At 48.5% G+C, this 13,157-nt stretch carries 9 protein-coding genes; 2 read left to right on the plus strand and 7 right to left on the minus strand.

Annotation, left to right across the window (positions count from 1 at the left end; all coding sequences use genetic code 11):
• Positions 1-430 precede the first annotated feature (430 nt).
• Positions 431-1,393, plus strand: coding sequence for a peptidylprolyl isomerase (locus S2091_RS06305; protein ID WP_105530948.1), 963 nt, complete (start codon positions 431-433; stop codon positions 1,391-1,393).
• An 82-nt stretch (positions 1,394-1,475) separates the two neighbouring features.
• On the opposite strand, the gene S2091_RS06310 is transcribed toward S2091_RS06305, so the two are convergent.
• The 5 genes from S2091_RS06310 to S2091_RS06330 all read right to left on the minus strand — a co-directional run bounded on the left by S2091_RS06310 (position 1,476) and on the right by S2091_RS06330 (position 8,538).
• The gene (locus S2091_RS06310) at positions 1,476-1,916 is read right to left on the minus strand and encodes a hypothetical protein (protein ID WP_105530949.1); all 441 of its coding nucleotides are present in this window, start codon (positions 1,914-1,916) and stop codon (positions 1,476-1,478) included.
• Positions 1,917-1,937: 21 nt separating this feature from the next.
• On the minus strand, positions 1,938-5,048 hold the full coding sequence (locus S2091_RS06315; protein ID WP_105530950.1) for a multidrug efflux RND transporter permease subunit: 3,111 nt from the start codon (positions 5,046-5,048) through the stop codon (positions 1,938-1,940).
• Positions 5,045-6,217, minus strand: coding sequence for an efflux RND transporter periplasmic adaptor subunit (locus S2091_RS06320; protein WP_207769645.1), 1,173 nt, complete (start codon positions 6,215-6,217; stop codon positions 5,045-5,047). The genes S2091_RS06315 and S2091_RS06320 overlap by 4 nt, the downstream gene beginning before the upstream one ends.
• Complete coding sequence (locus S2091_RS06325) at positions 6,217-7,632, minus strand: efflux transporter outer membrane subunit (protein ID WP_165794929.1); 1,416 nt, start codon at positions 7,630-7,632, stop codon at positions 6,217-6,219. Before S2091_RS06325 ends, S2091_RS06320 begins: the two co-directional genes overlap by 1 nt.
• A gap of 162 nt (positions 7,633-7,794) precedes the next feature.
• Entirely contained in the window at positions 7,795-8,538 is a 744-nt protein-coding gene (locus S2091_RS06330) for a siderophore-interacting protein (protein WP_105530952.1), read from the minus strand.
• A gap of 37 nt (positions 8,539-8,575) precedes the next feature.
• Here S2091_RS06330 and S2091_RS06335 point away from each other — a divergent pair, with 37 nt between their 5' ends.
• Positions 8,576-9,046 (plus strand): MarR family winged helix-turn-helix transcriptional regulator, encoded by a 471-nt coding sequence (locus S2091_RS06335; RefSeq protein ID WP_105530953.1) that lies wholly within the window; start codon positions 8,576-8,578, stop codon positions 9,044-9,046.
• A 91-nt stretch (positions 9,047-9,137) separates the two neighbouring features.
• On the opposite strand, the gene S2091_RS06340 is transcribed toward S2091_RS06335, so the two are convergent.
• Both S2091_RS06340 and S2091_RS06345 read right to left on the minus strand, forming a co-directional pair.
• Positions 9,138-11,468 carry a DEAD/DEAH box helicase gene (locus S2091_RS06340; protein WP_105530954.1) on the minus strand — a complete coding sequence of 777 codons (2,331 nt, stop codon included), beginning with the start codon at positions 11,466-11,468 and terminating at the stop codon, positions 9,138-9,140.
• A 159-nt stretch (positions 11,469-11,627) separates the two neighbouring features.
• Positions 11,628-13,079, minus strand: coding sequence for a cytochrome P450 (locus S2091_RS06345; protein ID WP_105530955.1), 1,452 nt, complete (start codon positions 13,077-13,079; stop codon positions 11,628-11,630).
• Positions 13,080-13,157 lie beyond the last annotated feature (78 nt).

A 13,157-nucleotide genomic window follows, 5' to 3' on the forward strand; every position in this document is an offset into this window, starting at 1 on the left:
TACTATTTAAGCAGTTGTTACTATGAGAATGAATGATTTTAAAAAAATATCCCTGCTTATTAGTTAAGCAAATCACAAAGCTTTTTTTGCTTAATTATTAGGCAAATATAACTTTGGCAAATCAGGGGCACTTTTAGTTGGCAAAACACTCTTTACCGTTATTTTTTAAATATTCATTACAAATTCCATGCAAAGGTCTATTTCCCCAGTTAGAATCCATGGTTTTCCTAAGAAACACGTTGGAATAGCGGTGCCAGAAAAGTGATCAAAGCGCAGTAACAGGGAAGCAAAAAATGGCGTGCAACAATTTGACACGAAATTGTGCAATTTTTCCCCGAATCACGAGTAAAATCCGTTGTCGTTTTATATTAATAACTAGCATGTGTTTAAACCCAATCGACATATGCAGCTTAACTTTAAAGGAAATAAGATGTTGATCAAATCTCGCGTTGTGCTTGGTAGTGCAGTTGCACTGATGGCACTTGCTGCTTGTACTCCAAAAGAAGCTGACAAAACAGCTGCCGCTGCTACATCCGCAACTCCAGCTAAAGAAGTCGTTGCTGCAACGGTTAATGGCACACCAATTAGCCAAAAACAAGTTGACATGATTTTGCATCAACAACGTGGCATGCCTGATACGCCAGAAACACGCAAAATGATCATTGACAACATTGCTATGCAATTGATCGTAGCGCAAGAAGCGGTTAAAAAAGGTTTGGATAAAACTGCTGACACGATGGACGAAATTGAAATGGCGAAGCAATCTGTTTTAGCGCAAGCCTTTGTTCAAGATTACATCAAACACAATGAAGTTACTGACGCGCAATTAGCGACTGAATACGACAAATTAAAAGCACAAGCTTCTGGTAACCAATTCAAAGCACGTCATATTTTGGTTAAAACCGAAGACGAAGCTAAAGCGATTATTGCTAAGTTAAACAAAGATCCAAAGTCATTTGAAGCAATCGCTAAAGCACAATCTTTAGATCCTGGTTCAAAAGTTAAAGGCGGCGATTTAGGTTGGTTCGACGCGCACAGCATGGTGCCTGAATTTGGCGCAGCAGTCGCTAAATTAGAAAAAGGTAAATTCACTGAAGAACCAGTGAAATCCCAATTCGGTTACCACGTGATTATGCTGGATGACACACGTCCAAGCACAGCGACTATCCCACCGTTAGAACAAGTCAAAGCTGGCTTGAGCCAACAATTGCAACAACAAAACTTGAAAAAGATGTTGGATGACATGAAAGCAAAAGCGAAGATTGATATCGTTGCTGCTGCACCAGCACCTGCCGCTGTTGTTCCTGCACCTGCTGCTCCAGCTGCCGATGCTGTTCCTGCCGCAGCAGCACCTGCTGCGTCAACTCCAGCTGCTGAACCTGCAAAAAAATAAGTTAGTGTAAGTAGTAAAAAGCCCCGTCACTTGAATTAGTGACGGGGCTTTTTTGTTTCAGCAATAAATTAAACAGGTAAACTCACCCTTTCCAATCCTGATTATCCACTTCATCTTCATGCGGCGGCAACGAAAACAAGCGCGCCAATAAAAAGCATCCAAGAGCGGAACAAATCGACAAGAATGCCAGCGTATAGCTGAGCTTTTTACCGTGCCACAAACTGGCGAACCAATCGTCTAATTCCACCGCAAGCAAGGTAGATTTTCCGCCTACTCGCTCCACATTATATTGATAGCCTTTGGAGGATGACGCGTCTACCGGATAACTCACGCCGCCTATGTTTTCATAAGCGACCACGTTACCGTCAGCATTGTTCGCTGTACTGGCAAAAATAAACACGGCGATGGCACTCAACAAGCCAACGATTAAAATGCCGAAACCGATGCGGCGCAAGCGGTTAACCAACTGCTCATTTTCAATTACTTTTTGTACTGCGTTTTCATCATTTTTTTCACTAAGCATTACAACTTCCTTCAATACTAATTAGCTCGACAGAGTGCTGGAGGCTAACGGTGCTTTTCTCTTGCGACGTCGATTTAGCCACAAACTAAAACGATCCAGATACAAATAAATAACCGGGGTCGTAAATAAGGTGAGTGCCTGACTGAGTACCAAGCCCCCCACCATCGTATAACCGAGCGGCTGGCGCAGTTCTGAACCGGTTCCATGCCCTAGCATGAGCGGCAGTGCGGCCAGCAAAGCTGCCATTGTTGTCATCATAATTGGGCGGAACCGTAACAAGCAAGCCTGACGTATCGACTCTTCAGGCGGCAGATGCTGCTCTCGCTCGGCTTGAATCGCAAAGTCGACCATCATAATGCCGTTTTTCTTAACGATACCGATCAACAAAATAATCCCGATTAACGCAATCACACTCAGTTCAAAATGAAACGCCAGCAACATCAGCAACGCGCCCACGCCAGCGGAAGGCAAGGTCGATAAAATGGTTAAGGGATGTATATAACTTTCATACAAAATTCCCAAAATAATGTACACCGCGACGAGCGCAGCAGCGATTAAATACGGCTGCGATTTCAGTGAAGTCTGGAAGGCCTGTGCAGTTCCCTGAAAAGTGCCAACCACAGCTTGCGGCATTTTAATATCCACCACTTCTTTTTGAATCGCTTCCACGGCTTCACCTAATGCCACACCGGCAGACAAGTTAAACGACAGCGTCACTGCCGGAAATTGCGCCTGATGGTTAATCGATAAAAACGCGACGTGTTCGGTGTCGTATTTCACAAAGGTTGAGAGCGGCACCTGCTGCCCGGTTAATGGCGATTTGATGTAAAGTTTTCTGAGCGTATCTGGGTCGCGTTGCAATTCAGGGCTAATTTCCAGAATCACATGATAGGTATTTAATTGCGTGAAATACTGCGTGACTTGATTCTGTCCAAACGCGTTATACAGCGTTTGATCTATATCGGCTGGCTGTATGCCAAACCGCGCGGCCTGATCTCGGTCAATGGTTACCGACAACATGGTGCTGTCGGTTTGCTGGTCGGTGGCAACATCTCTTAATTGCGGTAAGGCTTTTAACTTCGCCAGTAATTTAGGCGCCCATTCGTTGATTTCATTTAAATCCGGGTCAAGCAACGTATATTGATATTGCGTACGCGATAACCTGCCGCCCACATTCAAGTCCTGCGCTGACTGCAGGAAAAATGTCGCACCGGGGACTGTGGGAAACTGGCTGCGCAAACGCGCAATGATTTGATCCGACGTTGCATGACGCTGTTCAAGCGGCTTCAATCCGATGACCACAAAACCGTTATTTAATGGGCGCGAACCACCGACCGAAGTGGCCCAACTTTCTACGTCGGGGTCCTTCGCAATAATGTCAGTCAGTTTGTGCTGCAAGCGCACCATTTCATCAAACGACACATCCTGCGCTGCATCCGACAAGCCGATAATAATGCCTGTGTCTTGTTGCGGAAAAAACCCCTTGGGCTCGATTACATACAAACCCACGGTGGTTGCCAGCGTCAAGAAAAAGGTGATTAAAGTAATCCCTTGATGCCTGAGAACGAAATCAAGACCGCGCGTATAGCCAGCTAACATCCAGTCGAAAAACCGCTCGGTCAGCATATAAAAGCGGCCATGCTTAGCGTGTTTTTCATCACGGATAAAGCGTGAACACATCATCGGCGTCAAGGTCAGCGAAACAAAGGCCGAAACAGCGATGGTGAGCGTCACGACTATCGCAAATTCACGGAACAAGCGCCCGATAATACCGCCCATTAGCAGCAGCGGAATGAACACCGCTACTAGTGAAATACTGATCGAAAGAATCGTGAATCCAATTTCGTCCGCCCCCTTGTAAGCGGCTTCCAGTGGCGATAGTCCATTTTCAATATGCCGGTAAATATTTTCCAGCATCACAATCGCATCATCCACCACAAACCCGACAGCAATAGTCAACCCCATGAGCGAGAGATTATCCAGCGTATAGCCTAACCAATACATCAGCGCAAACGTTCCCAGCAAAGCTAACGGAATAGTCACGCTTGGGATGATCGTCGCCCAAATATTGCGCAAGAAAATAAAGATGACGATGACCACCAAAATAATGGTCAGCAACAGCGTAAATTCAACATCATCTACCGCCGCTTTAATGGTGGTGGTGCGGTCGATGATCTTGTCGATTTTAATCGACGAAGGGACTGACGCCAGCACTTGCGGCAGTGCTTTGTTGACGCGCGAAACCACATCAATAATATTTGCGCCAGGCTGCTTATAGACTAACAATAAAATCCCATTTTTTCCGTTTTGCCATGCGAGCATCTGATTATTTTCCGGCCCGTCTACGGCCACGCCAATATCACGGATGCGTACCGGCGCACCATTTTTATACGCCACAATCACGTCATTCCACGGAGCCGCTTTTAATAACTGATCATTGTCATAAATTACGAAATTATGCTTAGTGCCGTTAATGCCGCCTTTCGGTCCATTCACGGAAGCGGTGGTAATGACGCTGGCTAAATCGCTCAGCTGTATTCCCATTGCGGCGATTTTTGCCGGGTCAACCTGCACCCTGACCGCGGGTTTTTGCTGGCCGCCGATCGACACTAAACCAACGCCGGAAATTTGCGAGATGCGCGGCAAAATCACGTTTTCTGCAAAATCATCAACTCTGGTGAGTGGCAATGAATCGGAATGTACCGCGAACACAATAATGGACGATTCTGCTGGATTAATTTTTCGGTAAATAGGCGGGCTAGGCAAATTTTTAGGTAAAAATCCGCTCGCGACATTAATCGCGGATTGAATGTCTTGCGCCGCTGCGTCAATATTGCGATCAAGGTCAAACTGGATCGTGACTTGGGTAGAACCCAGCACACTGGTTGAGGTCATTTGCGCTACGCCGGGAATTTGCGCAAATTGATTTTCTAACGGCGTGGCGACCGAAGACGCCATAGTTTCCGAATTGGCACCCGGCAAACTGGTACTCACTAAAATGGTCGGAAAATCGACTTGCGGCAAAGGCGCAACCGGCAGCAAAGGAAAAGCGACTAAACCGATAAGGAAGATAGCCGCCATGACTAATGAGGTCGCTATCGGCCTCTGAATGAAAGGAGCGGAAATATTCACGGTGCTTTAGTTCCTATTACTCTATTCACCGCATCCGTAAACTGAACATGCACCTTGGGCTGTAAGCGATACTGGTTATTAGTCGTTACACGCTCCCCTTCTTGCAAGCCTTGTTCCACAATAACGACGCCATCGGTTTCCGCGCCCAGTTTTAAGCTGCGCATTTCAACTGTGTTGTCTTTTTTAACCACATAAGCAAACACGCCATCCGGGCCGCGTTGTATGGCGCTGGATGGAATCGTAATTGCGTCATGCCGGGTTTCTACTAACACGCGGGCATTCACAAAGTCACCCGGCCAAAGCCGGTTATCCTGATTCGGAAATGTCGCTTTCAATTTCATCGTTCCGGTCGTTGGATCGATTTGATTATCAATCAAACCTAGCGTGCCTACTCCCAGTAAGGTGCTACCGTCACGTGATACGGCAGATACGGAAACTGTCGCCGCCGACATGGCGCTATGCACGACTTGCAGGCTTTCTGCCGGCAAGGTAAAGATCACTGAAATAGGTTGTACTTGCGTGACCACAACAATGCCGGAAGCCGTAGCGCTATGCAAAATATTACCCGGATCGGCTAATCGAATTCCGGTGCGGCCAGCTATCGGGGAACGGATCGTTGCATAGCTGAGTTGGGTTTTAGCGCTATCGATTGCTGCGTCATCCACGGCTATTTGCGCTACGGTTTGCGCCACTAAAGCGCGTTGCGTTTCCAGAGTTTGCTTACTGGTGAATTCTTCCGGTGCCAAACTTTGATAACGCTCTAAATCAATCTTCGCATTGGCAAGTTGTGCCACATCTTTTGCTTTGCCGGCGACTGCTTGATCTAACGCCGCCTGATACGGGCGCGGATCAATTTGCGCTAGTAAATCACCGGGCTTCACCATTTGTCCCTCGGTGAATCCCAACTTCATTAATTCACCATCAATCCGTGGGCTAATCGTGACCGTATAAAAGGCTTGCACCGCACCTAAACCAGTAATGTAAATCGGTAAATCACGCTTACTGGCTAAGACGCTTTCCACCAAAATAACCGGCTTGGCATTAACTATGGGCGCTGATTTAGTGGCGCTGCCCATCATCACTGCAAACAACACGACTAACAAACCCAAGCCCAATAAAATAGCGCGTGGGCCTTTAGTTAATGTCTGAAATACCTGCATGCTTTTCATTATTTACCAGCCTCCTTTTGCCAACCACCGCCTAAAGCGCCAAACAGGCTGAGGTACGCTTCTAAATGAGAATTTTTCGCCTGTATCAACGCGTCTTGCGCTGTGAACAACGCGGTTTCTGTATTCAACACCGCTAATATATTGACTGTCCCGGCATGCAGCTGTGCCTGGGCAATATGATGCGCACGTGCTGCTTTTTGCACGGCAAATTCCAGACGTTTAACCTGCTCGGTATTTTGCTGCACCGCCACCAAGGCATCTTCCACATTGCCCAAGGCGGACAAAATCGCTTTGCGATAATTAGCCAGCAATTCGTCATAGCGCGCTTTAGAGAATTCGTATTGCCCTTTAATCGCACCGCCATCAAAAATCGGTTGGGTTATTCCAGCGGCTAGCGTGTGGATGATGTTGGCAGAATTGGTCATGCCAGCTAAGGCTGAACTGGCGTAACCGTACGACGCGGTCAGTTCGATACTCGGAAAAAACGCCGCGCGAGCAACACCGATATTGGCATTCGCAGCAATTAATTGGTCTTCTGCTTCAGCGACATCGGGTCGACGTTCCAATAATTCCGAAGGCAAGCCGGGGCGCACTTCAGGCACAGTTAAATCAGCCAAAGTCTGATTGCTTACCTCCACAGTTTCTGGCGTTTTACCAACTAAAATCGCCAACGCATTCAGCGTTTGTCTCAGTTGCAAGCGTAATGGCGGCAATGCTGCTGCGAGCGTGGCCACCGTGGTTTCTTGCTGTGCCACATCCAATGCGGTGGCGACCCCTGCGTGTAATTGCTGCTGTAAACCTTTTAAAGTAATTTCCGCATTGGCTAAATTATGTTCCGCCACCGCGACACGCTCACGCAACGCCAGGCTTTGAAAATAACTTTGCGCTACACTGCTAATCACCGTCAGCTCCACCGTCACCTGGTCATGCCGGCTCGCTGCCGCAGTCGCTATTGCCGCATCTTGCGCAGCGCGATTTTTACCCCAAAAATCCAACATATAACTGGCGTTAAGCTGCGGTGAAAACTGCTTAACAGCCACATAATTGCCGGTTGTGGCCTGCTCACGCTCATTCAATGCCGTAAAACTGGCACCAAGAGTAGGTAATAACGCAGCGCCGGCAATATTGGCCAGCTGATCCGCCTGCCGAACCCGAGCCACCGCCGCGGCAAGATCATTATTAGTCAGTTTGGCTTGTGCGATATACGCATCCAATTCAGCACAGGCAAACCCATGCCACCATTCAGTTGATGGCCAATGTGCGGTTTCTGGGGCAGTCGTGTTTGAGATGGGAGGAGAACTGGAACTAGCATTTTCATGCCATGCAGATGGTGCCGCAATATCAGGGCGTTTATACTCTGGCCCAACACTACAGCCAGCCAAAATAACTGCCCCAAGCAACAGGGCAAACTTCACTTTCTTCCAACAGCAATGAAATTTCATGGGAACCATGAGCATGAGCATGTGAGAAATGAGCACTAAGTATAATTTACTAAATGCTCAGTAGCAATTTTTGCTTTTGAAACATGCATCATTTTTGTAACGTTTTGCATCGTGCCAAAAGAGTGCCAACCTGCATTACTCTTCCAGATTTTCATGATGCCCGACCGTCCCGCGCTTCCAATAGGCGGCGGCCCGAATCGCATGACGACTGTGACCTTTCTCTTCGACTAGCAAACGGCGCAAAGCGGCCATTTCACTCGCCTCTCCCGCACACCAGGCATAACCTTCGCCATCCGGCAGCTTCAGCGCACGAATGATCTTCATCAGCTCGGCCGAATTACTCACCCAGTGCAGATCGAGTTTTGCTGCGCTTTGAAATTTACGGCGGTCACTCACATCGGCCAACTGCAACACCACGATAGCGTGCGCTGTTGCCGGCAGCTCTTCCAAGCGCCGCGCAATTGCCGGCACAGCAGTTTCATCGCCCACCAGCAGATGCCAGTCGTAATCCATTGGAATAATGAAAGAGCCGCGCGGCCCGGCAATAGTCGCACGTTGCCCTGCTTCGGCTTGTGCTGCCCAATCAGCGGCGGGGCCATCGCCATGCAACGCAAATTCCAGTGTTAATTCGCACGCCGCCGCGTTGTAATAACGCGGCGTATAATCTCGCCGCATTTCCTCTTCAGCACCCTCTTCACTCAAGATAAACTTGACGTGATCGTCAAACGAGGCGCTGATGAAATCGCTAAGCGCATCGCCTGCGAAGGTGACACTTTTAAAGTGCGGACTGACAGATTCAACCCGCACAACTTGCAGGACGCGACGTTTGATTTCATAGCGGATACGTTGTACACGGCTAGCGGCAAGGTCTATACTCATAGCTTCACTCACAAATTAGTTGATAATATCAAGCATAATGCGCGAATTAAATGACAATGTCAACAAATCACAATTAGCTCCAGAAGATGGCGTTCTGGACCTGATCCACAACATCATGCATCAGTACCGCTCGCAGCAATACCAAGTGCTGCGCGATGGGCCGCACGACATTACCCACATGGAAAGTAAAGTGCTTAGTTATTTCGAGCACCGTCCGGGTGCCACGCAGAGCGATCTCGCACGCCACACCGGTCGTGACAAGGCACAACTGGCACGCCTGATTAAAGGCTTGCGTGACCGTGGACTGCTGGATGGCGAAGCTGACGAGGCCGATCGCCGCAACACCAAGCTGTCTCTAACAGCCATCGGAAAATCGATACAGCACACGCTTTTTCAACAAGCCAAGCTCTTGAATTCCAAAGCAGTAAAAGGATTGAATAACGAAGAACAGCAACAGATACTTGCGCTGTTGCAGCGAATGAAAAGCAATTTGGATGCGCCAACTTAAATAGCAGCTACTCCACTAAAAAACAAAAAGCCCCATCACATTCAGTAATGGGGCTTCTTATATAAACGTTTAAATTCCGTTTAAATTCCGCTTATTTCGGCTTACGTGCAGGTTTGTCTTTAACAAACTTACTATCACCGCCAACAAAGCTTTTCTTCTTAGCTGCCTGTGCCACTTGCGCCGCCTTATCCGAATTAATCAAACCAGCACCAACGTGACTGATTTTCAATTGCTGGCCGCCCAGTTTAACCACTTTCAAATTATCCAAAATATGTTGTGGCATACCTTCGGGCAAATCCAACACGCTGTACGTATCGAAAATATCAATCCGACCAACATGCTTGGCTTCCAAGCTCGCTTGTGCTGCAATCGTCGCGACGATGGTGGAAGGCGTTACGTCATGATTGCGGCCCACTTCAATCCGGTAGCTTTGCACTGCAAATTTGCTCTTGGTATTTGGCTTATCTTTTTTAACCCTGGCTTTTGGATCAGCAACTTCAGCAGGCTGCATAGTCGGCTTAGGTTCTGCTCTTACTTCAACTTCCGCTCTAGCGAAAGGCTTGGCAAATTCCGCCGGCTTTTCGCTACGCTTATGTTCACTGCGCACAGGCGCACTACGCTCACGTGCTGCTGGCGCTGATACCGTAGCTGGAGCCGCTTCGGAATGACCGTCAACACTAATCTTCAATTGCTGACCAGCGACCCAAACCGATTGCAAATGCTGCATGACTTCTTTAGGCAAATCACTTGGCAAATCCAATACGCTGAAACCGTCGTAGATTTCAATCCGGCCGATGTTTTTTGAATCGATATTCGCTTCATTGGCAATCGCACCAACGATGTTGCCCGGCTTTACGCCGTGGTCATGTCCAACTTCAATCCGGTAAGTTTGCATGCCTGGTTCAGAGACACGCGGGCCGCGTTCACGTTCTGCTCTGGCTGGTCGCTCTGAACGTTCGAATCTGTCACCACGCTCACGTTGTGGACGTTCTGCGCGTTCGAAACGGTCATTACGGTCACCGCGATCACCACGATCATTGCGGTCATTCCGTGCTGGCCGGTCATCCGAGCGCATGGTTTCCATCCGCGGTTCACGCTTATTTTTATCCAATAACAGCGGCACATCGCCACGTGCAATTTTGGCTAAAGCGGCGGCAATTTCAATCGCCGGTACATTATGCTCGCGCTCAAAATCTTCAATAATCGCTTGGAATTGCTCTAATTCGCCTTCAGCAATCGTTGCGTTAATTTGATCTTTAAATTTAGCAATTCGCACATCATTAACTGCCTGAACACTCGGCAATTCCAGCGGAGAAATCGGTTGGCGCGTGGAGCGTTCAATAATTTTTAGCAGGCCTTTTTCGCGCGGGGTAATAAACAAAATCGCTTCACCGCTACGTCCCGCGCGACCGGTACGGCCGATACGGTGGGTATAGCTTTCCGGATCATGCGGTACGTCGTAATTAATCACGTGACTGATGCGTTCCACATCCAGGCCGCGCGCAGCAACGTCGGTGGCAACCAGAATATCGATCTTGCCGTCTTTGAGTTGCGCAATGGTGCGTTCGCGTTGCGCTTGTTGAATATCGCCATTAATCGCTGCCGCTGAAAAACCGCGCGCTTGCAAACGTCCGGCTAATTCTTCGGTGCCTAACTTGGTGCGCGCGAAAATAATCATGCCGTCAAAAGTTTCCGCTTCCAGAATTCGGGTCAACGCGTCCAGCTTATGCATGCCGCTGACTAACCAGTAACGTTGGCGAATATTGTCAGCGGTGCCGGTTTTAGCCGCCACTGTAATAACTTCCGGCGACTTCAAATAAGTTTGCGCGATCCGTTTAATGGCGGAAGGCATGGTTGCTGAGAACAGCGTGGTCTGGCGTGATTCCGGTGTTTCTTTCAAAATCCGTTCTACGTCATCAATAAAGCCCATGCGCAGCATTTCATCGGCTTCATCCAACACCAATGTTTTGAGTTTGGATAAATCCAGCGTACCTTTATCCAGATGATCAATCACCCGTCCCGGCGTTCCAACCACAACGTGCACGCCACGGCGCAACGCAGACAATTGCGGGCCATAACTTTGACCGCCGTAAATCGGCAAGACATGAAAGCCCGGAATATGCGTGGCGTAGCTTTGAAAAGCTTCTGCAACCTGAATAGCTAATTCACGGGTCGGTGCCAACACCAGTGCTTGCGGGCTGGTTTGTTTAATGTCGATGCGCGACAAAATCGGCAAGGCAAACGCCGCCGTTTTACCGGTACCGGTTTGTGCTTGACCCAACACATCGCGGTTAGCCAGCAACAAGGGAATGGTGGCGGCTTGAATTGGGGAAGGAGTTTCGTAACCGATATCATTCAGTACACGCAATAACGCGTCACTGAGTTCTAATTCGGAGAAAGAAGGAAGGGAATTTTCAGACATGATGGTGCTCACAGGTTCGCTTGAGTTTCAATTGAATCGCAGTATGCGAAACAAGGTGGGGCGTAGTTTACTCTCTTGTGGCCTTGCTGGACAGGAAAGAAAGGGCTAATTCCCCAACCTTAAGCTTGAATTACCGCGCCCACCTATTGGTTATAGCTGTTAATTACGTAACTTCAAGCGCATTTTCAAGCCAAGCGGCGCCATGGTAAAGGCCAAATGTTCCTCCGCGTCTTGCCCATTTGGCGTGCTGATGTTGTCGATATCGAAACGGGTCAGTAGCATCACCATGGCGATTTTCATTTCCAGCAAGGCCAAGTAACGCCCCGGGCAAATACGCGGACCGGCACCAAACGGCATCGAAATCCGCTTCACCGAATTAATCGCCTGGCCGGTTTCACCATTAGAGAGCCAGCGCTGCGGATCAAATTGCGCGGCATTGGGAATAAAGTTGTCATCCACGCTGTCGCGACGGAATAAGCCAAACACAATGGTGCCGGTTGGGATGTGAATATCGCCAATAACGGTGTCTTTAGTGGCTTGCAAGGGCAATAGCGGAGCAACGGGTTTTAGGCGCATGGCTTCGTTAATGCAGGCGTCTAAATAATCTAGCTCATTGAGGTTTTCAGTGCTGTACGGGGTATCCAAGGCAAACTTGCCGCGCACTTCTTCTTGTAGTTGTTGTAGCGCTGCGGGATTTTTCCACAACAACTCCAGCAACCACGCGATTGAATTCGCGGTAGTGTCTTCGCCCGCCAACAACATGGTAAGTACGTTACCGGCCACGTCCGTATCATTTAAACCGCTATCGCCCAGATCGGCGGCGTTGATCATCGCCTCCAATAAATTGGTTGGGTTTTCACGCAACGTCGGAACTTGTTTAATCCGTTCCCGCGCTTGCTTAACAAAGCCTTCGATTGCCACATTCACTTCGGCCACGCTTCGCTCTAACTCGCGGTCGGATGGCAAACGAAAGTATTTCCAATATTTGAATACTGCCAAATTGCGTTTAAATACAGCGGGGAAAATTTTATCTAAATGGCGCTGAATCACGTCGTCGCCAGACTCCAGCGTATTCACGTCATGACCAAAAGCCAGGCCGGTAATTGTGTCGACCGTGAAGCGCATCAAATCGGCTTGCAGGTCTATCTCAGTACCGATCGATTTTTTCCAGCGTGATTCCAAGCGATCAGTTACTTTGCACATCGCCGGAAAATACGCTTTGACATGAGCTGGATCAAACCCCGCCATCACCATGCGCCGCTGACGTTTCCATACTTCACCGTTGGCACCGAATAAGCCGACTTGCAAGCCCATTTCACGCCAGGTTTCAGCCAGTTTAACGGTGCGGCTAAATCCGTCTGGACGATCCCGCAATATTTTGGCAAACGCTTGATGGTCAGCCACAATCAATAATTTTCTTGCCCCAATTTTGACGCGGAAATAACTACCGTATTCACGACTCCATTGCTCAAATTGCTGATGCAGGCGATGGCCTTTAATTTGTAGTGCGTTGCCCAAAAATGGCAAGCCTTTAGGTGCGGGTAAATCGGCTAACTGTCTTAAATTAGTTGAAGCGAATTCAGATTGAGTTGCAACTTCGTTGGTTTCCATGAGTGCTCCGCGTGGGGATTCAGATTAATTTGAAATTAAAATATTGCCGCTTAGAATGCATCTTTATAGCACGCTTTC

It is taken from the genome of Solimicrobium silvestre (assembly GCF_002976435.1).
Classification (GTDB): Bacteria; Pseudomonadota; Gammaproteobacteria; order Burkholderiales; family Burkholderiaceae_D; genus Solimicrobium; species Solimicrobium silvestre.